Raw genomic sequence first — 24,780 nt, forward strand, 5'->3', positions numbered from 1 at the left:
CGAGCTCAGTGGAGCGCTCGCTGGGGGTTCGCGGTGTTCGGTTGTCGCCGTTGCTGCGGCGTCATCCTCCTGATCTGGGTACTTGGTGTCTTCGGTCACCTATGTCCTGCGGGAGAGGGCGGGCGATCAATCTCCGACGGAAATCTTCGCTGCTCCTCTGCGGCGCTGGGCCACTGTCTGCGGCGATCGGCGAGGACCGTGCCAGCGCGGGGTCGAGAGGGCTTGCTCGGCGTCGCGATGAGGCGCCGTCTCCCGGAGTCACCTGTTCGAACGGGTGCTGCGGGACGTCAAGGGGCCTGAACCACGTGCTCACCCGGCGTTGCCACTTGGGGGTCCTCCTGCAGTACGCCTGCCTGTGACCGCGTGAAGCGCGTCGTCGGGCGGTCGAGATTCTGGGGCAGCATTCGGTCCGGGTCTCAGTTCGGCGACCGTGTGATGGTCGCGGCGGATCGCGGCAGTCTGTTCGATCTCAGCGATGCGGGAGGCCGTGATCCGGGTGGGCACGATGACGAGCGCGCTCAGCATGCCGATGGTCGCGGCGATGAACGCCCAGCGTGGTGTCGCTAGTTCACTGATGCCACCGGCTGCCGCGGCGCCGAGGGGCATTGCGCCAAAGCTGACGAGGCGGCTTACGCCGCTGTAGCGGCCCATCATCTCGTCGGGGACGACGAGGGCGCGCAGGGTGCTGTAAGCGACGTTCCATGTCCCGGCTCCGAGCCCTCCGAGCGCGGTGCCGAGGACGATGACAGCGGGGGTTTCGCTGAGGGCGGGGGCGAGCAGCATCGCCGTGGTGGCAGCCAAGGCGACGATGAGCAGATTGCGTCGGCCCAGGATCTTGCGTAGTCGGTCGGTGCTCAGGGCGCCGATGAACCCGCCTACGCCTAGGAGTCCGATGAGCAGGCCGTAGCCGGTCTCGCTGAGTTGCAGCGGTCCCCTCACGGCATAGGCGGGCATGATCGCCAGCCAACCGGCCCAGCAGGCGGAGCTGATGCCGGCGGCGGAGAGCAGGACGGCGAGGGTCCGCTCGCTCCAGACGTATTGCAGTCCGGCGCCGATCTGGCGTGTGAGTCCGCGTGCAGGCGGGTTCTCGGTTGTCGAACAATGCGTCAGGCGAAAGGCCCCCGGCATCAGTAGTAGAGCTACGGCCGCGATGAGGTAGCCGACGGAGCCGGTGGCCATGGTCAGCGCCAGCGAGAGCCCGGCGAGAGCCCCTCCAAGCGGCGGCCCGACGAATTCGTTGGCGACCGTCTCTGTTGCCGTCAGTCGGCCGTAACCGCGCTCCAACAGATGGCGCGGCACGACCATCTGCACCACCGACATCCGGGTCGTGTCGATGAACGCTTCACAGGTGCCCAGGGCGAACGCGCCGACGTAAACCAGCGGCAAGATCAACACTCCGGTCGCGAGCAGGAGCACCATGACGAAGGCAACGAAAACGCGCACGAGATTGAGGGCGATCATCAATCGACGTCGATCCACGCGGTCAGCGACAGCACCTGCCAGCAGTGCGAACAACAGCCATGGAAGTGATCCGAGTGCGGTGACGGCAGCGATGGCGCCCGGCGAACTGGTCATGCTCACCGCAAGCAACGGCAAGCCGATCTTCACCACGCCGTCGGTCAGGTTCGTCGTAGCCGTGGCCGCCCACAGTGCGTAGAAGTTGCGCGGCCATCGCCGCTTCGGGTGAGACACGCCGCTCAGCGTCGCGCCGACGGTGCTGATGCACCTACAGTTTCCGTTGGAGTGGAAACATGGCGGACTTCTTGGTCGATAGCGACACGCTGGCCCGCGCGCGCTTCGGCACCTCAGAGCTGGCGGAGTGCGTGGCGGCGCTCAGCGTCCTGCTCCGTCCCGACCCGATGCCCTGGCACCTTGCTTGGCGCCGCCGCTACATCGAACAGCTTGGCGACCACCTGGCTGCGCATCCTGTTCAAGCAGCGATCGCTGCTCACGCGGTGTCACCGACGTGGGCCGCGGACTTCCTCACCGCACCGCCACGCAACGATGAGCACACCTCGATCGAGCCGCACCTGAGCGAGATCGAGGCACTGAGTGACGACTGTCTCCGCGCAGACCTAGAGCACGTGCGACGGCCGCTCGCTGCCGACCTGCTGGGCCCGGGCCTCGCCGCCCATGCAACCGCACTACTTCGGTGGGTGTGGCAGACAACGGTCGCGCCCGAGTGGCCGACCCGGCACCGCGTCCTCGAGGCCGACCTGGTTGCCAGGACCAATCGACTCGCCCGGAGCGGCTGGGCCGCGGTCTTCGACGACCTCCGCGACGGCACGAGATGGGTCGGCAACAATCGCCTCCAGTACGACGCTCGTCCCTATCCCGACATCGACATTCGCGGCCGCCAGCTGACCTTCTACGCAGCCCACTGCCGAAGCGGCTGGGTCACGTGGAACCTCGCTGAGCCGACGCACTACGGCATCGTCTACCCCGTTATCGGGATCTTCGCCGACCAAGACCGAGCCGGACCAGCGTCACTGCGCGCCCTACTCGGCCGCAGACGAGCCACCGTCCTCCAAAGCGCAGAACAACCGATCAGCACCAGCGCCATCGCGGCATCGACCAACCTCCCACTCAGCACCGTCGCCGCCCATCTCCGAGTCCTGCACGAAGCAGGCCTGCTACAGCGACGACGATCTGGTCGCGAAGTCCTCTACTGGTGGACCGCCGCCGCACATGAACTGAGCCGCGCCGCGCGGACCCACTTGACCGCGAAGCCGCGCCGGGCCTGATCTGACAACTCGGGTCACAGCCCGGGGAACGCCGTCCGCGGGCCCTTCGACCCGTAACTGAACAGCATCCCGGCGTTACCTGTCGGCGCGGTCCGGCGAACGCCGCTCGGCATCCCACCACAGGAGTCATGATGCGTTTCAATCTGCGACCATCGGTCGCCGCCGTTCTGATCGGTCCAGCACGAGGTGGGCGACGCGCGCGCTTATCACGGCGGTGCACGTTGCGGCGAGGACGCCCAGCACGACGACCTGGACTGGGGCGACGTAGAAGAGCACCTGCCATGGAGCGTCGCGCTGCATCAGCATTAGCTGCAGGCGAGGGATGGCCAGCACGAACCCGATCCCGAGCAGGTATGGCGTCAGCCGCACGGCTGCCCACAGGGGTGCCTGATCTCGTCGCCGTCTCGCCCAGAGTGGTGCGCGACGGAGGCCTCGCCATCCTGCGGTGGCGATGAGCAGTCCGACCAGCGTGGTCGCGAGGTCGACGACGAGAGCTCGCGACGGGTCGTCCTTGGGCGGGGAGTCGATTCTGAGCAGTGCGGCGATCTCCTGCGCGGGGTCGGTCGGTGTCGGTCCGGTCAGGCTGGCACCGCTGTTCAGCAGAACCACGATTCCGTAGTCCTCGCCGGGGGTCGGGTAGATCACCTGGTAGCCGCTGAACGCGGCGGCTCCGCCGCTGTGGGAGATGTGCTCGGCCCGGTCGTCCTCGGCCGGGGTGTGATACCAGCCGAGTCCGTAGGTGCCGCCGCCTGGTTCCTGGGCGGTGTGCATTTGCTGCACGGCTGCTGTCGAGACGACCTGGCGGCCGGTGGCTGCCAGCCCGTTGTTGTTGTGCAGCACCAACCAGTTGGCCATGTCCTCGGCGGTGCTGACCACTCCGCCGGCGCCGGCGGTGAAGTAGTTCGGTCCGTCGACCGTCACCGGTTGCCCGTAGGCGAAGGTGTGTCCCTCGGCGAGTCCGGGGACCGACGTGTTGGTGGTGGCGGTGGCGGTCGAGGCGTCCATGCCGGCGGGCTCGAAGACGTGGGCGCGCAAGTAGTCGGTGAAGTCTTGGCCGCTGACGACCTCCACCAGCCGGGCGGCCACGTGGTAGTTGGGGTTGTGGTAGTTCCACTCGGTGCCTGGGTCCGCGACGAGCGATGCCGGCCGCAGGCGTCGTACGGCCGCGGACAAGTCGGTGGGCCCCGTGACGTACTCGTCGGGGGAGGCGGCGTCGGCCATGCCGGAGGTCTGGTTGAGCAGATGCTGCACGGTGATTTCGTCGGCGCGGTCGTCGTCGAGGGAGAACTCCGGCAGGTGGTCGATCACGGGGTCGTCGAGGTCGATCCGGCCGCGGTCGACGAGCTGCATCACGGCCAGGGCGGTGAACGACTTCGACAGCGAGGCGATCCGCAACCGGGTGTCGGCGGTCATCGGCTCTCCGGAGCCATCGGTGCCCATTCCGCCGGTGTAGAGGACCCGTGTGCCGCGGGTGACAGCGACCGCGGCGCCCGGGGCTCCGGACTCTTCGAGGTAGTCGGCGACCGTCTGCTCGACGTCTTGCGGGTCGAGATGCTCGGCTCCGGTCGCTGTCGAAGCCGGCCCCGCGCCGAGGAGCACGCTCAGGGCCGCGGCGGCGACAGCGAGGAGAAGGCGTCGGGGTGTAGGTGTTGTCACCTGCGGTCCTTTCCTGGGGCGAAATCGATGGTGGGGGCGGTAGCGGTGAGCCGACGGCGCCGCAGCACGAGCAGGGCCGCGACCGATGCGGCAACGAGGACCAGTGCGGCGACACCGACCGGCCCCAGTTGACGCCCGGCGTGGGCGATCAGGGAGCTGCCCGCGGTGCCCATCGCGACCCAGAGCCCGGCCCACAGCACCGAGCCGGTGGCGGACGCGATCCAGAAGATCCGGTAGGGAAGCGCGGTGGCGCCGGCAACGGCGGGCGTCAGGGTGCGCACGACGGGGAAGAGGCGGCTTGCCACGACTGCCAGGGACCCGTGTCGGTGTACGAGTGCGGCGGCGCGGTCCCACTTGGGCACGCCGATGCGCGAGATCGGTCTAGAGGTCCGGATGGTGGTGCTTTGGCTGCGGCCGAGCAGGTAGCCGGTGTGGTCGCCGGCAATGGCTCCGACGGCGACAGCCGCTACCAGCCACAGTGCCTGCGGCGGTGCGGCGACCGAGGCGCTGAGGGCCAAGATCACGGCCTCGCCCGGCAGCAAGGAGCCCACGCCCAACGCTGACTCGGCGAACGCCGCGAACAGCGCCGCCGCCAACAGCGTGGGCCCGAACTCGTCGGCCACTGTAGTCAGGAACTCGGTCACGGCCGAGACGCTAGAGAGGGGAGGGCTGCGGCGTCTGCTGTCATCGGTCAGTCCTCGACGCTGACTTTCGTCAATGCGCAAGGCGGTGGCTCGGCACCTACGGTGGTGAACGTGAAGTACCTTCGAGACCGGTCGGGTCTTCGACTGCCTGGTGTACCCGTGGTGCTGTGGTCCACCCTGTTACTGCTGGGCGTTGCCGGCATGGCACTGCACCCGGTTGTCGTGCTCACCGTGCCCGTGTGGGCGTATCTGCTGGGGCGCTGTGACACGGGAGCCCGGTGGTTCGCCGTGGCGGTGGTCGTCGGGTTGGTGCTCGCCCCGATAGCGCTGGGCGCGTCGTGGTGGGATCCGCGGATCTGGGCGGGAGTCGTCGCCGCCGCCGTGGTCTCGGCGCTGTTGCCCTGGCTGATCGGGCGTCACCTTCGCGACCGTCTCGCGTTGCGGCGAGCAGAAGCCGATTTACTGGGCTCCCTGGCACAGCGCGAGCGGGAACGTGCCGAGCAAGGCAGGCTGCGAGAGAGGGCCCGGCTCGCCAAGGAGATGCACGACACCCTGGGCCACCAGCTGAGCCTCATCGCGCTGCACGCCGGAGCGCTCGAGGTGGGTGTTGTCACTGCCGCCGAGCGGTCCGGCGAGGCTGGCCGGTTGCGGGCCGCGACCACACGAGCCGCCGAACAGCTCAATGACATCGTCGGGCTCCTCACCGACGGCGCCGACCCGGCACCGGTTCAGCCGCCGGCCGGGGACCCACGAAACGTCGTACGTCGTGCCGCGGACGCCGGCCTCGACGCGCGACTGACCTCGACGATCGACCTGGACACCCTTCCTCCGGTCGTCGCACACACGGTCGGGCGGGTGATCCAGGAGGGCCTGACGAACGTCGTCAAGCACGCCCCGGGGGCTCGCGTCGAAGTGCACATCGAGCGTGTCAGCGACGAGGTCGTCCTGCGCGTGAAGGATCGGGGGTCGGTCGGCAGCGTGCAGAGCGCACCCAGCGGCGGCCGGGGCCTGCTCGGGCTCACCGAGCGGGTCGAGCACCTCGGCGGCTCGCTGCGGGCAGAGCAACTCGCCGATGGATTCGAGCTTCTCGCCCACGTCCCCATCCGGGCGCGTGAGGACGCGCAGCCAGCCGACGATCGGCCAGGCCTCGCCCTGCCGCACGCCGAGCTGGCCGCTGGCCGGCGAGACGCGCAACGCAGCCTGCTGCGGGTGGTCCTCGTGCCGGTCTTGGGCCTGCTGCTGATCGCGGTGCTTCTCACCAGCTACTTCACCTACGTCACCATCGCCTCGGTGCTCACCCCGGAGGAGTTCGCCCGGATCGACGTCGGCGACTCCCGCGCCGAGACCGAGCGCATCCTTCCGCCTGTGGAGATGCTGGAGCCACCCACCGATCGGGTTGCGACGCCACCGGAGGGCATCGAGTGCCGGTTCTACGAGGGCGAGGTCAGCTTCTTCGATCGCGGGCAGGTCTACCGGGTCTGCTTCGACGATGACACCGTCAGCTCGACGGACGTCGTTCACCCGGAGGCACCGTGACGGGGGCGCCCCAGGAGCAGCGCGTCCGGCTGGCGCTTGCCGACGACGACGCGATGGTGCGTGCCGGTGTCGCCGCCGTGCTCTCTTCGGATCCGACCATCGAGGTCGTAGGTGAGGCGGTCGACGGCCGGGCGACTGTCGAACTAGTACGCCGTCACCGACCTGACGTCGTACTGCTCGACATCAGGATGCCCGGGTTGGACGGTCTGGCGGCGCTCCCCGCAGTCCTGGGCGCCTGCCCCGACACCGCCGTCATGATGCTGACGACCTTCTCCGAGGGCGACTACGTGGCGCGAGCCATCTCCGGCGGTGCCCGCGGCTTCGTGCTCAAGGCAGGCGCCCCCCGCGAGCTGATCCTCGGGGTGCACTCGGTCGCCGAGGGCGGCGCGTTCTTCTCGCCCAGCGTCGCCAGATGGCTGGTCGAGAACACCGGCTACGCACACACGACGGCGCGCACCCGCGCCCGGCGCGCCCTCGACGGCCTGTCACCGCGGCACACCGACGTCCTCGCCCTAGTAGCGGCCGGATCCTCCAACGCGCAGATCGCGCGCAAGCTTCACCTCGCGGAAGGCACCGTGCGGATCTATGTCAGCGCGATCCTGGACCAGCTCGGTGTGGCGAACCGCGTGCAGGCGGCGATCCTCGCCCACGAAGCCGGGATCGGGCGCGATCCGGAGCCCGGCACATGATCAAGGTCCACCTGACCAAGGCCTATGGCGACGTCCTAGCCGTCGACGACCTGACCTTCACCGCGCGAGCCCCCGCGCGGTGACCGGCTTCCGAACCAAACTCCCGTTGCCAACTGCACAACGCCGTGACGGATGCCGTCAGCCAGTCGGGCGCCGGCCAGGCAGGCGCCGCGCTCGTTGTAGAGGCGGAGGACGTCGCGGTTCTTGATGCCCCGTCTCACGGGCGAGCCTGGCATTCCGACGGCTCAGCGCTGCCAGCGTGCGGGGCGCGACAAGCCGTCCGGAAGGGTGGTCGCCGGGTCGCCGACGGCCGCGTTGACCTGCGGCTGGGTAAGGAAGAGCGCGCTCGACAGGTCGCAGCCGCGTACGTCGGCGTCGCGGAGGTCGGCGCCGAGCAAATCCGCGTCGCGCAGCGTGGCTCCACAGAGGTCCGCCCGGATCAGGAGCGCGCCTCGGAAGGTCGCGCCGTTGTGGTCGCCGGCGATCCGCCGTCCGGCGAGGTCGGCGCGGGAGTGGTCCCGCGCGGCTGGCCACGACCGTCGGACGCGTGCACTGGCCTCTGCCAGCAGCCGGCCCACCCGCTCGTGGAGCGACTCGACGTCGGCGAGCAGGATGGTCTCGTGGTCGGCGGCGGTGAGATCTTCGATCTCCGCTCGGACCGCGTCGGCGGCCGGGTCGGGGGAGCGTCGTGCGACCTCGGCGAGGTGGACTAGCATCTCGTGCAGTTGGCGCATGACCGACAGCACCGCGGCCATCTCGGCCACCCGGTGCGGCGGACTGCCGGGCTCGCGCCAGGAGACACCGGCGTAGGTGACCTGGGAGACCTGCTGGCCGGCACCGAAGCACTCGAAGACCGTGCAACCTGGCCAGCCGTCCTCACGCAGCGTCGCGTGGATGCGGCAGCTGTCGTCCTCGAGCAGGTTGCGGCACGGGCGCCCGCTGGGCTTGTCGACTCCGAAGCCCGCCGATGCCGAGAAGGTCAGGAGGACGCAGCACAGCGCGAAGCAGCGCGCGCAGTCGGACCTCAACCCGGGTGTCGTCACCTGGGGATGGTGTCATGTCACGATCAGGCGCCGTACCGCCCGTGTTGGATGGCGAAGGCGTTCAACACGAGGAGGCTGGCGAACAGCGCGACGACCGCCCGTTTGTCGCAGATCAGCTTGCCGATGATCGTGCTCGCTCGCGTTGAGATGAGGACTGCTCCCGCCACGGCCATCGGCCCGGACGGTTGTTCTGGACCGGTCGCTCAGGAGGTGATTGTCTCAGATGGCGCGTTGCGCGAACGCCGCAGCCGCGGCGAGCACGAGTGTGGGCACGATCGCCCACGGCCACAGCCGTCGTAGACGGACTCGCGCCACGAGGCCCCCCACGAGGAACGGAACCGCCAGCATCAGAGCCCCCGCCACCGTCCACATCACGCCACGCCATGGATAGGTCTCCCCGCACTCGATGAAGCAGCCGGTGAAACTGGCGATCGCCAGAACACCGACGCCTGTGATGGGGAACGCCAGCACCGCCAGCGCGGCCAGGCCGGCGAGGACGCCCCAGATGACGCGGGAGCGGTCGGCCGGCGGGGTCATCGAGCGCGTCCTTCCATCGCGATCAGGCGAGGTCCTTGCCGAAGTGAACGCTCGTCTGGTCCTTGACCGGTACATATACCCGCCAGAGGGCTCCGGGTGACCGGCCCGGCGTTACATGTCCGGTGCTGGAAGTGAAGGAGGGGGCTGGGCCCTCCGCGACCAAGCACCGAGGATGGGATCTGCACAAGGTCGTCGACGCAACTCGTGGCGTCAGGTCCCGGGAGGAAACATGCATGTCGAAATGGTGGCGTACGCCGGTCGGGGAGTCGAAGTGCCTCAACTCGGGTATCGATAGCGAAAACCTATGCTCCGGTGCTAGGTCCTCCTCGCTTTTTGCCTTCTGCACAGCGGGCAACGAGCGGCAGTCACGGTCACGCGGCTGCGCCTTTCGACACAACCCGGTTTCCGGTCTCGCAGGGGAGTGCAGCGCCTCGGGCGGTGCCTTGGCGCCGCACTGTCCGACCGAGATGACGGGGTACGACGGCAGTACCGCGAGTGGTCACCCGCCCAGACATCACACAGGCGAGCATGGCGATCAGGAGAGTGGAGTGCCCTGGTGGTAGACCTGCTCCCATCGCCCCTGGCGCTCGCACCAGACGGATGTCCGGCGTGCGCGCCGTCCGGCCCAGTCGGACTCCCAGAAGACTTGGACCACGCCCGGAGCCAGCAGCCGCGCCGTGAGACCCGCGAGTTCGATGACGGCACCGTCCGCTGCTGCGCTCTCATCGCGCAGCATCATCAAGATGCTCTCCAGATCCCAACGACGACCGGACGCCCCGATCTCTACGAAGTCGGGCGCGAGAAGGTTCCTGAGTCGGGCTTCGTCGGCTCGGCAGGCCGGTGTTTGAAGCTCCCTTTCGAGTTCAAGGACGCGATCGATCGCCCGCGGCGGCGGTGACAATGCCATGGCCTGAATGGTTTCCGACCTGCAGGAACGATGCAACCGGCGTGCCACGTCCCGAGCTAGGCTGCATCCAAACTAACTGGGACTGTCCCATCTGGTTGGGACTGCCGCCAGCGGCTTGGTCGCACCGTGTCGGTCACGTCGTCTCGACTGACCTCACCAATGAGCAGTGGACGCTACTGGAACCGGTGTTCAACGCACCGGGCAAGCAGGGACCCAGCCACGCGGCTGACCTGCGGAGCGCTGTGGAGGAGATGCTCTGCATCTCCCACACCGGCTGCCAGTGGCACTTCCTGCCGGAGCCGTTCGTGCCGTGGATCAGGTGTTGTCGAAGTTTCGCCGCTGATCGCGCAACGGCACGTGGACGCGTGCCCTGTCGGTGCTGACGCGGCCTCATGCGAGGTGGACGGGCGGACGCGACGCCCCTTCATGGTCGTCATCGACAGTCACTGGCCCGCGGGGCATCCAACGACGGATGCACCTTTCACGACCGCGGCGACCCCAAAGGCCGCATCAAAGGCGTCAGGCGTGTCGTGGCCGTCGACGGACCGGCCCGCCCGTGGGTGCACTCGCCGTGCCGGCCTCCACCACGAGAACGGGCCAGCGAGCTGATGCTGGAACACCTCGCCGGCCAAGCCGTCGCCGAACGGCTCGAGATCATTCTAGTGAACCCGCCGCTGCTGCCGCAGGCTCAGCCGCCAGCGCCGTGGAAGTCCGCGTGTGGGATTGGACGACAGGCAGCCGGTGTTCCGGCCCATCCGGCACGCTTGGCGCGTCGAGGTCGCCCACGGCCGCCTCGGCCGCGCCCGACGCTAGGCGACGTCGTTTTCGAGAACACCACCAACCCGGCCACCGGCTGGCTCCAGACCGCAATCGCCTGCATCGCGACCACGCTGCGACACCTCTCCCGAGCCAAGCCCGCGGGCTCCTTAGCTAGTTGCGGCCGCAGCGTGGGAACGCCGGGCTACGCTCCACCGAAACGACAGTCGCAGGGACGTAGGGTCCATCCATGAGCCGCGTGATCTTCATGTGCGGACCTTCGGGGGCAGGGAAGTCGACGTACGCCCGACGCCTGGAGAGCGAGGGGATGGTTCGGCTTTCCTTCGACGTGGAGATGTGGCGTCGCGGGATCTCGACGCTGCCACCACCCCCAGACGTGCACGACGAGATCGAGGCTGACCTGCGGTCCCGGCTGCTGGAGGTCGTCGCGGCGGGCAACGACGTCGTCCTCGACTTCTCGTTCTGGTCACGGCGGATGCGCGACGACTACCGCAAGCTGCTCGAGCCGACAGGCGTCGTACCTGAGACGATCTACCTCGCGACCGATCGCGAAACGGTCCTGAGCCGCATGAGGACCAGACGTGGCAGTCACTCCGACGACTTCGTGGTTACCGAAGACCTCGTCGTCCAGTACTTCGACCAATTCGAGCCACCTACGGCGGACGAAGGCCCGCTCACAATCATTGGATAGCCGAGGAAGCTTCGTCGCCGCTCTCCGGCGCACACCTCGCGCATCAAGTAGGACACACGCAGTAAGTCAACTGCCCGTGAGCAAAGCGCGGGCTGCTCCAGGCGCGCTGCCGAGCCGACCGGGCGAGGACTCCCGCTAGCGTCACTGCGAGTCGTTGAGCAACGCGACAGCTTCACAGGCCACGCGCACCGGAGCGTCCAGCCAGGTAGGGATCGGTTCGCCGATGAGGCTGCGCACCATGCCGAGGGGCGTGTCGCGGGCGGCGAGGGAGACGAGCTCGAGTCCGCGCTTGGTCACGCGCCCGTAGCGCCGCTCGGCGAGGTCAGAGAGCAGGCGCCCTACGGGGGCGTTCAGGTCGCGAAGGTCGTCCTCAAGTCCGGCAGGCGGGTCGGCCGCCAGGTCCTTGTAGCGGAAGACTGTGAGCATTCGGGCGTCACGTGGGTGCGCGCGGCAGAACCGGGGGATGAGCAGGCCGGTCTCGACGATGGCCTCGACCGGGTCGCCGATCGTCGCGATTCTGTCGAATTGTGCGTGGTAGCGGCGCACAGCACGGATCCATGCGGCGGCGAAGAGCGCGTCGCGGGAGGCGAACCGGTGGTAGATCGACCCCGAGGGCGCACCCAATAGCGCCGTGACGTGCGCGACCGTGGCTGATCGCCAGTGCGCGTGGACGGCCGCGGTCGCGCCATCGAGGAGGTCGTCGACGGTGAACCGCGCGGGCTTGACCATGGCTGGATCCTACTTCATTCTAGATACCGATCTCTAGATGCCTATCTCTATTTTGGAGGAGTGATGGGGACGCGCTCCCAGTGGATCGCCATGTGCTTGGTCGTAGTGGCGGTCGTGCCCTACACGGCGCTGAAACTCGCCTGGCTTGCCGGCAGCACGGTCGGGCTAAGGACCGATGCCCAAGTCGCAGAGCTCCACAGCTCACGGATGGTCGCGGGCAACATCGTCACGATCGTTCTCGAGCTGTTGGCCGTGGCTTTGGCGATCGCGCTGGTCCGACCATGGGGCCGGCGCGTCCCTGCCTGGGCGGTACTCGGCCTTGCTGGAGGTGCGACCGGTCTACTGGCTCCGATCCTGCTGGGACTCACCATGGGCAGCGCCCTCCAGCTCGTCGTCGCGGGTGACCTGCACACGAGGGGAATGGACAACATGAGCCCATGGGTGTTCGCGATCGCGTACGGCGGGTTCGGGCTGCTGGCTCTCGGGATCGCGGTTCTCGCTTGGCGGTACTCGCTCGATCGATGGGGATGGGTCCTTAGTCGCCCCCCTCGCCGCCCCGCGGCTTGGGCGACCATTGCCGGCGCTCTCGGCCTGCTTCCCTTCGGGGTGACCATGGTTTCCTGGGGGGTCCTCGGGCCAGGAGAAGCCGGGCCGCACGGCATGGACGCCGTCGCACAGCGCACCGTGCTCGTGCTGTCTGGTCTGTTCGCCATCATCGGCTGGCTGACCCCCCTGCTGGCGCGCCCGACAGTGCGCCGATCGCGGACCGCGTGGCTGGTCACGTGGACCGGCTGCACGACCGCTGCACTGCAGAGCCTGACCCAAGTGCTCCTCGCCAACCAGGGCGACCCGACTCCGGCGATGATCCTGCTTGCCCTCGCCTCCTTCCCTGGCGCTTCCATCTACGGGCTGTCGGTTCTGCGCCGCCGCCTTGTCGACAACGAGTTCGCAGAGCCCGCGCAGGGCGCCGAGCTCGCGCGAGCGTGAGCAACGAGATCGGCGCTGAGCTCGGTGGGCGCACCGGCCCCGCGCTCAGTCCGGACAGGGTCCGCTCGATGTTCGCCCGGGTGGCCCCCCGATACGACCTCGGCAACCTGCTGCTGACGGCTGGCATGGATCGTCGCTGGCGCAGATACGTCCAGGACAAAGCGAACCTGGGTCCGCGCGAGCGGCTCCTCGACCTGGCCACCGGAACAGGGCAGCTCGCTCTGGACGCCAGGCGCCGTCAACCGTCCGCCGACATCGTGGCCGCCGACCTCACGCCCCAGATGCTCGAGCTGGCCCTACGTCGGCCAGCGGCGCGCACGATCAGGTGGCTGCAGACCGACGCTCGTTTCCTGCCCTTCTCCGACGGGTCGTTCGACGTTCTGACTCATGGCTACCTGCTCCGCTACCTCGTCGACGACCTGGAAGCGGGGCTGCTGGAGCAGTGGCGCGTCCTGAAGCCGGGCGGCCGTCTAGTCGCCCTCGAGACCGCCCCCGGCCGTCGCGGGCCCGGTGGCTCGGTCGCCAGATTCCTCGCCCGCCGGTGGCCACGGATCGTCGGGTATCTAGTGGCCGGCGATGCGAGAGACTACGGGTATCTCCAGGATTCCACTCTGGCGTTCCTAGGTCCCACGAACGTGGCTGAAACGTTGAGCGGGGCAGGCTTTGTCGACGTGGGCCACCACGCCTTCCTTCAGGAAATGGTCGTCGTCCACTGGGCGACGAAGCCGCAGTGAGTCCATGCCCCGGTCACGGCGCGACGCCGTGGTGCTCATCGCGGCATTCGCCCCAGGTCCGCCAGGATCTCGGCCGTCCGGGTCCAGAGAATCGCTCCGCCCTCGCCCTCCACGATGGTCCGGCGCGCGTTCGGGATGCGCGCGGCGAGGCGAGCACCGTGATCCGGCGAGTGCACGGGACTGTCGTCGAGGGCGCCGTACCAAAGGTGGACCGGCATCGTGATGTCCTCCGGCCGGAACGGCCACGCACCCAGGGTGAGCACCAGGTCACGCGCGTAGCCCTCAGCACCGCCGCGGAGCGCCTCGCGTACCGCTGCGGAGAAGTACTCGGCGAATAGGCGCTCCTCGTAGACTAGGCGGTCCGCCCCGCCGTTCATCTCCCGAACCATCGCGACGAAGGACACCGGCTCGACGGTCGTCGCCATCGAGCGCTCGACGGAGCTGGGATCAGCGGCGACGGCGTCGACCAGGCCGAGGAGGTGCTCATCGAGATCCTCCCTGCGAGCAGACAGCTCGTCCTGCGCCGAGACGAGGGCCACGGCGCTGACTGTGCCAGCGGCTGCCAAGGCCAAAGCGAAGGGCCCACCCTGGGAAAAGCCGATTCCCACCGGCCGTGGCCACCGCTCTTGCGCGACGACGTGGGCGACGTCGGCTGCCCACGAGGTGAGGGTTCTTCCCGGATCGTGCGTCGACCCACCCAAACCTGGCCGGTCGAAGGACACGAGGAGGACACCGGCGGCATCGACCGCCTGTGCGTCCATGCCGAGGAGCCGGCTGGTCGCGGCGCCGGGGCAAAGGAGGACGGGCGGGCCCCCGGGGGGTCCCCATTCGGCTCGGGCGAGCAGTCGGCCGTCCGGTAACCGGGTGACGGCCTCCCGGTCCGCGGCTCGCAAAGTGACGGTCACATCTCTCCCCTCCTCCTCCGGCACACCTGCGTGCGCCCGGGCCAGAGGCCAGTGCTGTCGGTACACATCAGGCGCCGGCGGGCACGGGGGTCTGCTGGTAGAGGCAGAGGCGCCATTCACCGTCCTGCAGCCGGTATGCGCTCGACATGATGGCGACGAAGGACGAGGCGTCGCCGTCTCGGGAGGCGCGGCCCAGATACACCAGGATCGCGCTGTCGGGGCCGGTGCGGATGACCCGCTCGTCGACGATCTCGTAGCCGCTCCACGGTGGTGCGTGCTCGAGCGACTCGATGACGGCTGCGCGGTCCAGGACCATGCCGTTGGCCAGCACCATCACCGCGTCCTGGGTCATCAGCTCTCCGTAGAACTGCCCGCCGGTGCCGTCGCAGAGGGAGTCCCAGCCCTGAGCCTCGAGCTGGACGAGGGTCGTCTTCAGGCTCGCTTCGCTCATGCGGGCGGATGGTAGTGATCGGCGTCTCGCGAGCGGCATCGCGCCGGCCCCGGTAGGGCGTCCCAGTGCCAGGACTCGGCGGCGTACTGACGGAAACCGAAGCGACCGGCATGGCGGTGGAGGAACGTCCAGACTCGGCTCGTCGGGTCCTCGGCGCGTCGTTCGCAAGATCCCGCGGCCGTCACCCGGGTCCCGGCGAAGTCGATGGCGACACCGAGCTGGTGTTGCGAGTGGCCGGGCGGGGCGACGAGCCTGTGGTTGCCGGTGCGGCAGCCAAGGTCGTCCCTGCACAGGCGCCGTTGGTGGCGCATCGTGCGGAAGGAGCTGTTGGCCGAGAGCCGGATGCCCTCTCGGCGTGCAGCCTCGACGAGCGACTGCGCCGCACCGGAGACGCGCGCGTTGACAATGGCCTGTCCACGCGCGCCACGAACGTAGAAGCCGCTTCGATGCGAGCTCTCCGCTCCCGAGCTGGGCAGGTCCGGCAACGCACACAAGCGCACAGGAACGCGCCGCCCTTCGACGTACCCGGCGTGAACCCCCACGTCACGCGTACCTGGAGCACACCGAAGGGCGGTCGAGTCTGTTCGCAGGTCACCGACGGGCCTGGTTGGCACGGGCCGGGGCGACAGCCTCACTCGCGAGCCGACGGGCGTGTCCCAGCGGGCGCGCTGCACGCGCAGGACGGTTCGGGCCAACAAGTTGTCGTCCTCGGCACACCCGCCGACCGGGCACAGCGGTGGGGGCACAGCGGTGGCGACTTCCGCCTCCACATCCGCCGGGCACGACACCTCGGTGAAGCCCAGGGGCTGCTGTGGCTCAGGGGTCAGCTCCAGACGAGCGCACGCGTTGCCGGTGCTGGTGGACTCCGTGAGCGCGTTATGCCACCTGCCGTGAGCAATGACCAGGAAGTGATCGGCATCCAAGTCCTGGCGGTACAGCCTCATGGCGGTCGAGCCAGGTGCGAGGTACCCGCCCTTGTCGAGGTTACGAAGCCAGGCGGCCAGGTCCTGGCCCGTGATCTCGAACCCGGAGGCACGCAGCAGCGCGATGGACTCGTCGAGATCACGATGCATTCGAAGCAGGTCTTCTTGCGCGAAGCGCTCCCACTTCTCCGATGAGGACTCGTCGAGGGCGCGGACCACACCAGCACCCATCCCGACTGCGAGAAGGACCGCGAACAGCGAGAACACAGTCCAGAACCGACGTCGGCGAAGCATGGAAGGAATCCTTTGTGGTCCGTGTCCGCCGGGTCAAAGACGCAACGAAACCCCCCGCCATAGCCATCCGATATGGGCCGGATCCTTGGACGACCGAGGCCCTGCGACTCTAGGCGAGCCGAGTGATTGAGAAACGCTATCGCGGGGAGTCACCGACGGACTTTGACTCGCATCGTTGGCGTGACGACGATTTGGATATGCCTCCGATGAATCGGCTCGTGTGGGCCGGCGTCGCATCGATCGTGGCGTTGACGGTGACCGTGGTGCTGCTGAATCTGACCGTCTACGTCGAGGCAACGGTTCCGTCGCGAGATGATCTGCCCGACCTACCCGACGGACTCACGATCAGTGACGAGAGAGCGGGGTGCGGTTCCGGCGGTTGCTATCTCGAGTTCGACGTCGAAGGTAGCCCGTCCGACACACCCGAATCCATCTTGGACAGGCTGCCATCGAAAGAACAGTGCTCGGCCAACTCGTTGGTCGACCGGAGGAAGCTCTGTGTGGGCTACCGCCTGGGGAGCGACGGAGTCAGAGGGTACGTCTCGCTCAGCACGTGGTGGCGCTGACGAGGAGCCATCACGCCGCACGAGAGGCGGAATGTTTCGATGACGGGACTCGATAGCGAAGCACTATCATGCTGCAGTGGATCTTCTCCGTCATCTGCGCTTCTTCGTGGCGGTGGCCGAGGAGCGGCACTACGGCCACGCGGCGGCGACCCTCGGGATGACACAGCCGCCCTTGTCCCAGGGAGTGCAGCGCCTGGAGCGCCACCTGGGCGTGCGGCTGTTCGACCGCGACGCGCGAGGTGTGCGGATCACTGAGGCAGGGGCGGCGCTCCTACCGCGGGCAGAGGACCTCCTGGCGGCGGCCGACGAACTCCTGGAGCAAGCCGGCAGCTGGGTGGTCACCGCGTCCTTGCGGGTGGGTCTGGCAGCTGACCTCGAAGGTCGGATTCCGGACCTGGTGCGTGGGCTGACTGACCACGGCGTTCTGGTGACCCCCCTGGTCGCGGGCAGCGTCGAGCTGATGGACCGGCTCCGCGCCGGCGACCTCGACCTTGCGGTCGTGCGACATCCCGGTGTCATCGACGGGACCCGCCCCGGTCCGGTCTGCACGGTGCCGAACCGGCTGGTGGTCCCTGGCGGTCTGCCGGAGGCGCCGTCGTCCGGGCCGGTGCGGCTGGCGTCCATCGCTCAACCGCTAGCGGTGCCTCCCCGACGGCACCACCCCCCCCGCACACGACCAGCTGGTCGACAGCCTGCGCCGGGCCGGGCACAGCGGCGCCAACGTAGAGGAGGCCGAACCCCTCGCACGCCAGGCGATGGTGGCGGCGGGTCGCGCCGTACGACTCACACCTGACCCCGGTGCCGGGCTCGCGCTCGAGGGTGAAACGCTGCCGCTGCGGCTACGGGTGGTGCTGCCAGTGCCGGCGGCGCGCCGTCCGGATCTGGACCACGAGGGCGCGGCGACCCTCCTGGAGGGTGAGCTGTCGTGACGGTCCGCGAGCGGCTCCGGGAGATCGCCCAGGACGCCGGAGTGACCGCCTGGGTGCACGCGACCAGGCTTTCTGGCCCCAAGGGCGAGGTGACGCTCGCGGGCGACCAGCCGGTGGCCGTCGCGTCGCTCTACAAGCTGCCGCTCGCGATCGCGTGGGCAGACCTCGTCAGCAGCGGCGCCCTCGACGGCGGGGAGCGGCTTGTCCTTACCCCAGGAGAGCGCACGCCGGGCCCCACGGGAATCGCGATGCTCCTCGACGAAGTGACCCTCACGCTCCGCGACACGGTCCGACTGATGCTGGCGGTGTCCGACAACGCCGCCGGCGATGTGGTCCTCCAGCGGGTCGGCCTGGGCCGGCTGTCCCACTGGCTCGCGGAGATCGGGCTCCGGGACACCGTCGTCCGGCACGGGTCGACGGAAAGCCTGCGCATCGTCCAGCGGGAGACCGGCGCGACGAGCACGGCGCTGGCAGAGCGGGCACTGGCCGACGTCGAGCACGATGTGGTCACCAGCCAGTACGATTCCGCCCTGGCCAGCTCCTCCAGCGCGGCCGACCTCTGCCAGGTCTTGGGCGTACTGTGGTCCCGGTCCGATCCGCCACATGCGCTGGTGCGCGACGCCCTGGCCCACCAGGCTTGGCGGCACCGCATCGGGTCGGGCTTCCCCCACGACGACGTTGCCGTCCATGGCAAGACCGGCACCCTGGGCAGGTTGCGCCACGAGGCTGCGGTCATCGGCTTCCCAGGGGAGCACCCGGTGGCCGTCACGGTTCTCACCCGGGCCGCGCGCGCGGAGCGGCACCTCCCTCGCGTGGACGCGGCCATCGGCGAACTGGCCCGAGCGGCCGTCACCCCGCTGCGGATGTCCGCCGACGCCATAGCCTGAATCGCCGCTGGGCCGGCTCGGTGGTCGGGATCGAGCGCAGGAGCGACCCGAACAGTTCACTGGAGGCTCGTGGGGACGCGTGGCGTGATCATCCGTCGCAGGGGCAGCATGACCAGCGAGACAGTCCCGGTCAGGCCGACGGTGACCCATACCGGCCCCACGTCATTGCCCGCAGCGGTGAGCGCGGCAGCGCCCATCACGGGGCCGGCGGCGGCTCCGACGTTGAGCGCCGCAGTCGCGTACGACCCACCCATCGTCGGCGCGTCCGCAGCCGCGTAGAGCACCTGCGAGATCAATGTACTTCCCACTGCGAACGCCAGGACGCCCTGCGTGAACACCAGCGTCAGCAGCGCCGCGGGCTGATCGGCCAGCATCGCCAACGCGACCCACCCCGCGACCAACAGGGGACTGCCGATGCCGATCGTGAGGACTGGCCTGCTATCGGAGAGGTGTCCCGCCATTGTGACGCCGACGAATGACCCCAGGCCGAACAGCACGAGGGCGAACGAGACCCACAGCTCACCAAGGGCGGCCGTGTCGGTCACGATCGGCGCCAGGAAGGTGAAGGTGGCGAACGTCCCTGCATTGACCAATGCAGCCAGCAGGATGGCCGTCAACAACCTGGCCGAGCCGAGCACGGCGAGCTCTGCCCGTAGGGAGGGCTGAGTGGTGGAGTCCGGCGAGTCGTGAGCCGAGCGACGGGGAATGCTGCGCACGATGCCGTAGGCAGCCGGGACGCACACCACTGCGATCGCCCAGAAGGTCGCGCGCCATCCCAGAGCGGTGCCGATCAGAGCTCCGGCCGGCACGCCGGCAACGGTGGCGATCGTGGTTCCTGAGAGCAAGACCGCCAAGGCGCGGCCCTTCTGGTCAGGGGCTACGAGCTTGACAGCCGTGCTCAGCGCGACCGCGAGGAACCCGGCGTTCGCCAGTGCGGCGACGACCCGGGTGGCAAGAAGGATCGCGAAGGTGGGGGACAGCGCGCCGACTACATGGCAGAGCGCGAAGAGCACGACGCAGCAGAGGAGCGCGTCGCCTTGCTGCCATCGACGTGCGAGGATGGCCATGCTCGGTGCTCCGACGACCATGCCGATCGCAAAGGCCGAGGTGAGCAGACCGGCGGTCCCCACCGAGACATCGAGGTTGGCTGCGATATCCGGCACCAGGCCGGCGAGCATGAACTCAGAGGTTCCCATGGCGAAGACCGCCAAGGCGAGAAGGTAAAGAGCGAGAGGCACGAGGACTCCGAGGCGAGAGAACGGACATGGAGCGTCTCGTCACCACGGTCAGCACCCAGGTCTGTCCTCTCACGGTCAAGCGCGACCGTGGGAAGGAGCTGCAGTTCAGCTGGTCAACGGGGCTGACGGGGTGACCGTCGCCCCCGCAGTGGACGCCTCAGGGCTCGACATGGCGGACACCCTAACGGTGCCAGCGGGTGAGGCGCACATCGATTAGGTGGTCGCTGTCGGGCGACGCCGCCGGTAGCGTCGTTGCGTCCGACCGCAGCGAGAGGTGCCTATGAGCATGACCATCGAGGAGTACCCCGGGGCACACCGAGACCTGTACTGGTCTTTTCGCATCGCCGACGACTCCGTCGATCTCCTCGACGCCTACATCGACTCCGGCCGGGTGTGGGTAGCCCGTGCGGCGGACGGCACGGTGGCCGGCCACGTACAGCTGGTGCGCCGGGACGCCGAAGTCTGCGAGGTCACCAACATGGCTGTCGCGGAGTCCTACCGTGGGCGGGGTGTGGGCCGGGCGCTGCTGGAGCGCGCCGTCTCTGAGGCGACACGGAGTGGAGTGTCCAGGCTGGTGCTGGCCACTGGCACCGCCGACGTCGGCCTTCTGCGGTTCTACCAGCGCTGCGGATTCCGCATGACCGATGTGGTCCGAGACGTCTTCACCGAGGCGAACGGTTATCCGCCTGGTCTGACGGTCGACGGTATTCCACTGCACGACCAGGTCTGGTTCGAGCGCCGGGTCTGACCTGGGCATCCACGGCGATATTCATTCCGTATCGCTACCATTGCATTATAGTCTTTGACTCTCGCCGTGGGTGTTCCCAACATTGCGCCCATGCTTCGACGATTGAGCTTGGGCCTGGTTAGCCTGCTCGCCTGCACCAGTTGCGCGCTGCTGGGTCAGAACGATGCGGAGGCGCTGGCCCAGGACCTGGCCGATGCCATGAGTGCACACTCGTTGGCCGACATCCCCCTGACGCGGGACAGCGACCGCGACCGGTACGCGCAACTCGTGGCGCCCTTGGATGACGAGACGGTGGACGTCACCGTGGCCGAGGTCGATGCCGGGGATGCCGACGCCGAGGTCACCCTGCAGTGGGACTGGTCGTTCCCGCGGAAGGCGTGGCGCTACACGAGCACGGTCCAGCTGGTCGACGACGGCAACAGGTGGGAGGTCGATTGGGCCCCGAGCGCGCTCGAGCCCAGTCTCCAGGACGGCGATCGCCTCGGGTTGTTCACCCTGGACGGCGCGCGCGGACGGTTCCTCGGCCAGGGCGGTGTGCCGCTGGTGACCGAACGTCCCGTACTCCGCTACGGCCTGGACAAGACGAAGGTGAAGCCGAGACAGGTCGTCGCCAGCGCCCAGCGGATCGCGGAAGCGCTCGACATCGATGTCGCCGCCTACGTCTCGAAGGTGCGAGCCGCCGGTCCCGAAGCGTTCGTCGAGGCGCTCGTCGTCCGTGTCGAGGACGCCCGTGAGTCCATCGATCCGCACTATGCGGAGATTCCGGGGGCGGCGGCACTCGAAGATGAGATGCCGCTGGCCCCGACCCGTGACTTCGCCGCCGAGCTCTTTGGACGGGTCGGACCTGCCACGGCGGAGATCATCGAGGAGTCCGGCGGAGAGATCGAGGCCGGGGACGTCGTGGGCACGTCGGGTCTGCAGGCGCGGTACGAGGACCAGCTCGCGGGCGAAAGCGGGATCGAGGTGGTCGCGGTAGGTGCGGACGGACAGCGTCGGCGGCTCTTCCGGGTCGCGGCGGACCGCGGCCGCGACCTGTCCACGACCATCGATCCCGACCTGCAGATACGGGCCGAGGAGGCACTGGCGACCTTGGGCGAGGAAGGACCGCGATCCGCACTCGTCGCCGTCCGCCCCTCAGACGGCCAGATCCTCGCTGCCGCCAACGGCCCCGGCAACGGGGGCCTCAACGTCGCGACCGCGGGTCAGTACGCGCCGGGATCCACGTTCAAGATCGTCACCGCCCTGGCGCTCCTGCGTGCCGGCGTCGAGCCCGACGACGTTCTCTCCTGTACCGACACCGTCGAGGTCGACGGCAGATGGTTCGAGAACTACGACGACTACCCCGTCAGCGAGGTCGGCGACATCACGTTCACCTCGGCCATCGCCCATTCCTGCAACACGGCCCTGATCGCCGCACGCGACCAGTTGGAGAGCAAGGATCTGGCGCAGGCCGCCGCCGCATTGGGGTTGGGCGTCGACCACGATTTGGGCTTTCCCGCGTACTTCGGACAGGTCCCGGCCGCTTCGGGTGAGACCGAGCACGCGGCGTCACTCATCGGTCAGGGCAAGGTCCTCGCCAGCCCGATGGCGATGGCCGCCGTCGCCGCATCAGTCGAGGCCGGCCGCACGGTGGTGCCTACCCTCCTGCCGGACCACTCGGTGAATCCGCACAAGCCCGAGGTCCCGTTGACGGATGGGGAAAGCGAGACACTTCGTGGATTGATGCGAGCGGTCGTCAGCGAGGGGTCGGGCACGTTCCTGGCGGACATTCCCGGGGAGGTGGGAGGCAAGACCGGTACCGCCGAGTACGGAACGCCGGGACCGGACGGGTCGCTCGCCACCCACGCCTGGATGATCGCGACCCACGGTGACCTCGCGGTGGCTGTCTTCGTGGAGACCGGCCAGTCCGGATCCGGAACCGCTGGCCCCATCCTCGAGGCGTTCTTGCAGTGAGTGCGCGACTGCAATCCGTCGTCGCGCACCTGGCCGGGATGGGGATCGTGTCCGTGGTGCTGGGCGTCCTCATGGCTGGGCTGGTGCTTCCGATGGCCGCGGTCACCGGACTCGCGACGCGCGAGGTGGCCGAGAAGGTCGATGACCTGCCTCGTTCGCTTCATGTCGAGCCGCTGCCGCAGCGTAGCCGGATCCTCGACCGTCACGGGGCGGTGCTGGCGACCGTGTTCGAGCAGAACCGGGTCGTGGTCCCGCTCCGCCGGATTTCGCGCACCGCAGTCAAGGCGGTGCTGGCGATCGAGGACCACCGCTTCTACCAGCACGGCGCCCTCGACCTGCGAGCCACTCTGCGCGCTCTCCTCAACAACGCAGCCGCTGGCGGAGTCGTGCAGGGCGGCTCCTCCATCAGCCAGCAGCTCGTCAAGCAGACCCTGGCCAACCAGGCCGGCAGCCCGGTTGAGCGGCGTGCCGCGACAGAGGAGTCCTTCGCGCGGAAGCTGCGCGAACTCACGTACGCCATCGGACTCGAGCAGGAGTACTCCAAGGACTGGATACTCGAGCGCTACCTCAACACCGTGTACTTCGGTGACGGTACATACGGCATCGAGGCCGCAGCCGAGCACTACTACGGCGTGGACGCCAAGAGCCTCAACCTCAACCAGGCTTCCACGTTGGCCGGGCTGGTCCAGAACCCCTCGGCATACGACCCGACCAATCACCCGGCCCGGGCGCGCGCCCGCCGCGACGTCGTGCTCGACCGGATGGCGAGCCTAGGGGCCTTCTCCCGGAACCGCGCTGCCCAGGTCAAGAAGCGGCCACTTGGACTTGACCCACGTCCCACCCCCAACGGGTGCGTCGACAGCGCCGCGCCGTTCTTCTGCGACTACGTACTGCAGTATCTGTACGCCGATCAACGGCTCGGCCCAACCCGCGAGGAGCGTATACACCTGGTCCGCACCGGTGGGCTCACCATCCGCGCCACCGCCGATCTGGGATGGCAGCGCGCTGCCGACTCGGCGGTCGCCGGCCGGACGGACCCGACCGACCGCGCGATTGGCGCGCTGGCGATCACCGAGCCAGGCACCGGGGAGGTGCGTGCGCTGGCACAGTCCCGGCCCATGGGTCCGGACCGGTCCGCGGGCCAGACGTTCCTCAACTACGTGGTTCCCGCCGAGTATGGCGACTCCGCTGGCTTCCAGGCCGGCTCGACGTTCAAGGCGTTCGTCCTCGCCGCCGCCATCGAACAGGGCATCGCGCTGGACACCACGTTCCAGACTCCGAACGAGGCGGTCTTCGATCAGGCCGACTACGAGAACTGCCCAGGCGCCCCGCCGTTCAGCGGCAGCTTCTCCGTCAGCAACGACGCGGTGCCCTCCTCGGGACGCGAGAACCTGTACACGGGAACGCGCCGCTCTATCAACACCTTCTTCCTGCGGTTGGAGCAGGAGACCGGCGTCTGCGCGCCGTTCGAGCTCGCACGGCGGATGGGGGTGCGATTGACTGCTCCGGACGGAGACGGCAACACGCAACCGGAGCGGGTGCCGATCTTCCCGCTCGGTGTCGCCAACGCCAGCCCGCTGGAGATGGCCGAGGCGTACGCGACGTTCGCCGCACGCGGCGTGCACTGCTCCTCCCGACCCGTCAATACGCTCCAGGACTCGCGTGGAAACACCCTGCTGGAGTACGACCCGGAGTGCGAACGAGTACTGCGTGCAGCCACCGCCGACGCCGTCAACGACGTCCTGCGCGGAGTGCTCGAACCGGGCGGGCTCGTGCAGGCACAGGCTCTTGACCAACCGGCTGCGGGAAAGACCGGCAATAACGAAGGCCTTTCCGTGTGGTTCGTCGGATACACCCCACAGGTGTCCGCGGCTGCGATGATCGCCGGCGCCAACGAGGAGGGCACCCCTATATTGCTCGACGGGACCGTGGTCGGAGGTGAGCCGGTCTACGGCGCATCCGCTACGGCGTACGCCGCTCCGATCTGGGGTGACGCCATGCAGGTCATCGACGACGGGTTAGACGCTGTCGATTTCATGCCATCCAGTGGCGTGCCCGGCTTCGGCATCGAGACGCCTTACATGCCGACCACGAATGATCAAGACGGCGTGTCCCCGCCGCGTGGGAGCGAACCAGATCCTCGCAGTCGACGCGGAGACGAAAGGTCGCCAGGCGCCGAAGACGGGACTGAGTCTGAGTGACCGCATCGTCC

General features: G+C 68.6%; 26 protein-coding genes. 13 read left to right on the top strand and 13 right to left on the bottom strand.

What is annotated here, in order from left to right; all coding sequences use genetic code 11:
- Positions 1 to 309: 309 nt before the first annotated feature.
- Complete coding sequence (locus tag KM427_RS01015) at positions 310 to 1,692, bottom strand: MFS transporter (RefSeq protein WP_215525949.1); 1,383 nt, start codon at positions 1,690 to 1,692, stop codon at positions 310 to 312.
- Positions 1,693 to 1,751: 59 nt separating this feature from the next.
- Between KM427_RS01015 and KM427_RS01020 the strand changes: the two genes are divergently transcribed.
- On the top strand, positions 1,752 to 2,744 hold the full coding sequence (locus tag KM427_RS01020; protein ID WP_215525950.1) for an ArsR/SmtB family transcription factor: 993 nt from the start codon (positions 1,752 to 1,754) through the stop codon (positions 2,742 to 2,744).
- 138 nt (positions 2,745 to 2,882) lie between these two features.
- On the opposite strand, the gene KM427_RS01025 is transcribed toward KM427_RS01020, so the two are convergent.
- Positions 2,883 to 4,400, bottom strand: a complete 1,518-nt coding sequence (locus KM427_RS01025; RefSeq protein ID WP_215525951.1) for a serine hydrolase domain-containing protein — start codon at positions 4,398 to 4,400, stop codon at positions 2,883 to 2,885.
- On the bottom strand, positions 4,397 to 5,044 hold the full coding sequence (locus KM427_RS01030; protein ID WP_215525952.1) for a DedA family protein: 648 nt from the start codon (positions 5,042 to 5,044) through the stop codon (positions 4,397 to 4,399). Before KM427_RS01030 ends, KM427_RS01025 begins: the two co-directional genes overlap by 4 nt.
- A 111-nt stretch (positions 5,045 to 5,155) precedes the next feature.
- Here KM427_RS01030 and KM427_RS01035 point away from each other — a divergent pair, with 111 nt between their 5' ends.
- Both KM427_RS01035 and KM427_RS01040 read left to right on the top strand, forming a co-directional pair.
- Positions 5,156 to 6,580 carry a sensor histidine kinase gene (locus KM427_RS01035; RefSeq protein WP_215525953.1) on the top strand — a complete coding sequence of 475 codons (1,425 nt, stop codon included), beginning with the start codon at positions 5,156 to 5,158 and terminating at the stop codon, positions 6,578 to 6,580.
- Positions 6,577 to 7,269, top strand: coding sequence for a response regulator (locus tag KM427_RS01040; protein WP_252274919.1), 693 nt, complete (start codon positions 6,577 to 6,579; stop codon positions 7,267 to 7,269). Before KM427_RS01035 ends, KM427_RS01040 begins: the two co-directional genes overlap by 4 nt.
- A 35-nt stretch (positions 7,270 to 7,304) precedes the next feature.
- Here the strand turns inward: KM427_RS01040 and KM427_RS25810 are convergent, their stop codons facing one another.
- The 5 genes from KM427_RS25810 to KM427_RS01065 form a co-directional block, all read right to left on the bottom strand.
- Complete coding sequence (locus tag KM427_RS25810; RefSeq protein ID WP_353846980.1) at positions 7,305 to 7,505, bottom strand: molybdopterin dinucleotide binding domain-containing protein; 201 nt, start codon at positions 7,503 to 7,505, stop codon at positions 7,305 to 7,307.
- Between the two features lie 9 nt (positions 7,506 to 7,514).
- The gene (locus KM427_RS01050; protein WP_215525955.1) at positions 7,515 to 8,312 is read right to left on the bottom strand and encodes a pentapeptide repeat-containing protein; all 798 of its coding nucleotides are present in this window, start codon (positions 8,310 to 8,312) and stop codon (positions 7,515 to 7,517) included.
- Between the two features lie 23 nt (positions 8,313 to 8,335).
- Positions 8,336 to 8,485 (bottom strand): hypothetical protein, encoded by a 150-nt coding sequence (locus KM427_RS01055; protein ID WP_215525956.1) that lies wholly within the window; start codon positions 8,483 to 8,485, stop codon positions 8,336 to 8,338.
- 46 nt (positions 8,486 to 8,531) lie between these two features.
- A complete protein-coding gene (locus KM427_RS01060; RefSeq protein WP_215525957.1) occupies positions 8,532 to 8,849 on the bottom strand; it encodes a hypothetical protein in 318 nt (105 codons plus the stop codon).
- A 535-nt stretch (positions 8,850 to 9,384) separates the two neighbouring features.
- Positions 9,385 to 9,756, bottom strand: coding sequence for a nuclear transport factor 2 family protein (locus KM427_RS01065; protein ID WP_215525958.1), 372 nt, complete (start codon positions 9,754 to 9,756; stop codon positions 9,385 to 9,387).
- Here KM427_RS01065 and KM427_RS25815 point away from each other — a divergent pair.
- A complete protein-coding gene (locus tag KM427_RS25815; RefSeq protein ID WP_353846981.1) occupies positions 9,750 to 10,139 on the top strand; it encodes a transposase in 390 nt (129 codons plus the stop codon). The two genes, KM427_RS01065 and KM427_RS25815, sit on opposite strands and share 7 nt — an antisense overlap.
- Positions 10,140 to 10,762: 623 nt before the next feature.
- Positions 10,763 to 11,224 (top strand): P-loop nucleotide/nucleoside kinase family protein, encoded by a 462-nt coding sequence (locus tag KM427_RS01075; protein WP_215525960.1) that lies wholly within the window; start codon positions 10,763 to 10,765, stop codon positions 11,222 to 11,224.
- Between the two features lie 141 nt (positions 11,225 to 11,365).
- Here the strand turns inward: KM427_RS01075 and KM427_RS01080 are convergent, their stop codons facing one another.
- Complete coding sequence (locus KM427_RS01080) at positions 11,366 to 11,953, bottom strand: TetR/AcrR family transcriptional regulator (RefSeq protein ID WP_215525961.1); 588 nt, start codon at positions 11,951 to 11,953, stop codon at positions 11,366 to 11,368.
- A gap of 60 nt (positions 11,954 to 12,013) precedes the next feature.
- On the opposite strand from KM427_RS01080, the gene KM427_RS01085 reads away from it, so the two are divergent.
- Entirely contained in the window at positions 12,014 to 12,940 is a 927-nt protein-coding gene (locus KM427_RS01085; RefSeq protein ID WP_215525962.1) for a hypothetical protein, read from the top strand.
- The gene (locus KM427_RS01090; protein WP_215525963.1) at positions 12,937 to 13,674 is read left to right on the top strand and encodes a ubiquinone/menaquinone biosynthesis methyltransferase; all 738 of its coding nucleotides are present in this window, start codon (positions 12,937 to 12,939) and stop codon (positions 13,672 to 13,674) included. The genes KM427_RS01085 and KM427_RS01090 overlap by 4 nt, the downstream gene beginning before the upstream one ends.
- A 35-nt stretch (positions 13,675 to 13,709) precedes the next feature.
- On the opposite strand, the gene KM427_RS01095 is transcribed toward KM427_RS01090, so the two are convergent.
- From KM427_RS01095 to KM427_RS01105, 3 genes are all read right to left on the bottom strand, one after another.
- Positions 13,710 to 14,435, bottom strand: a complete 726-nt coding sequence (locus KM427_RS01095) for an alpha/beta fold hydrolase (protein ID WP_252274921.1) — start codon at positions 14,433 to 14,435, stop codon at positions 13,710 to 13,712.
- A gap of 211 nt (positions 14,436 to 14,646) precedes the next feature.
- Positions 14,647 to 15,030, bottom strand: coding sequence for a nuclear transport factor 2 family protein (locus KM427_RS01100; RefSeq protein WP_252274923.1), 384 nt, complete (start codon positions 15,028 to 15,030; stop codon positions 14,647 to 14,649).
- The gene (locus KM427_RS01105) at positions 15,027 to 16,247 is read right to left on the bottom strand and encodes a M15 family metallopeptidase (protein WP_215525965.1); all 1,221 of its coding nucleotides are present in this window, start codon (positions 16,245 to 16,247) and stop codon (positions 15,027 to 15,029) included. Before KM427_RS01105 ends, KM427_RS01100 begins: the two co-directional genes overlap by 4 nt.
- A 122-nt stretch (positions 16,248 to 16,369) precedes the next feature.
- Here KM427_RS01105 and KM427_RS01110 point away from each other — a divergent pair, with 122 nt between their 5' ends.
- The 3 genes from KM427_RS01110 to KM427_RS01120 all read left to right on the top strand — a co-directional run bounded on the left by KM427_RS01110 (position 16,370) and on the right by KM427_RS01120 (position 18,629).
- Positions 16,370 to 16,813, top strand: a complete 444-nt coding sequence (locus KM427_RS01110) for a hypothetical protein (protein WP_215525966.1) — start codon at positions 16,370 to 16,372, stop codon at positions 16,811 to 16,813.
- A gap of 76 nt (positions 16,814 to 16,889) precedes the next feature.
- A complete protein-coding gene (locus KM427_RS01115) occupies positions 16,890 to 17,606 on the top strand; it encodes a LysR family transcriptional regulator (RefSeq protein WP_215525967.1) in 717 nt (238 codons plus the stop codon).
- A 132-nt stretch (positions 17,607 to 17,738) separates the two neighbouring features.
- Positions 17,739 to 18,629 carry a serine hydrolase gene (locus KM427_RS01120; RefSeq protein ID WP_215525968.1) on the top strand — a complete coding sequence of 297 codons (891 nt, stop codon included), beginning with the start codon at positions 17,739 to 17,741 and terminating at the stop codon, positions 18,627 to 18,629.
- A 56-nt stretch (positions 18,630 to 18,685) separates the two neighbouring features.
- On the opposite strand, the gene KM427_RS01125 is transcribed toward KM427_RS01120, so the two are convergent.
- On the bottom strand, positions 18,686 to 19,867 hold the full coding sequence (locus KM427_RS01125; protein ID WP_215525969.1) for a Cmx/CmrA family chloramphenicol efflux MFS transporter: 1,182 nt from the start codon (positions 19,865 to 19,867) through the stop codon (positions 18,686 to 18,688).
- A gap of 286 nt (positions 19,868 to 20,153) precedes the next feature.
- Between KM427_RS01125 and KM427_RS01130 the strand changes: the two genes are divergently transcribed.
- From KM427_RS01130 to KM427_RS01140, 3 genes are all read left to right on the top strand, one after another.
- A complete protein-coding gene (locus KM427_RS01130) occupies positions 20,154 to 20,615 on the top strand; it encodes a GNAT family N-acetyltransferase (protein WP_215525970.1) in 462 nt (153 codons plus the stop codon).
- Positions 20,616 to 20,705: 90 nt separating this feature from the next.
- The gene (locus KM427_RS01135; RefSeq protein WP_215525971.1) at positions 20,706 to 22,568 is read left to right on the top strand and encodes a penicillin-binding transpeptidase domain-containing protein; all 1,863 of its coding nucleotides are present in this window, start codon (positions 20,706 to 20,708) and stop codon (positions 22,566 to 22,568) included.
- Positions 22,565 to 24,769 carry a transglycosylase domain-containing protein gene (locus KM427_RS01140; RefSeq protein WP_215525972.1) on the top strand — a complete coding sequence of 735 codons (2,205 nt, stop codon included), beginning with the start codon at positions 22,565 to 22,567 and terminating at the stop codon, positions 24,767 to 24,769. Before KM427_RS01135 ends, KM427_RS01140 begins: the two co-directional genes overlap by 4 nt.
- The last annotated feature ends 11 nt before the right edge of the window (positions 24,770 to 24,780 follow it).

This window comes from Nocardioides sp. LMS-CY (assembly GCF_018732145.1).
GTDB classification, from domain to species: domain Bacteria; phylum Actinomycetota; class Actinomycetes; order Propionibacteriales; family Nocardioidaceae; genus Nocardioides; species Nocardioides soli.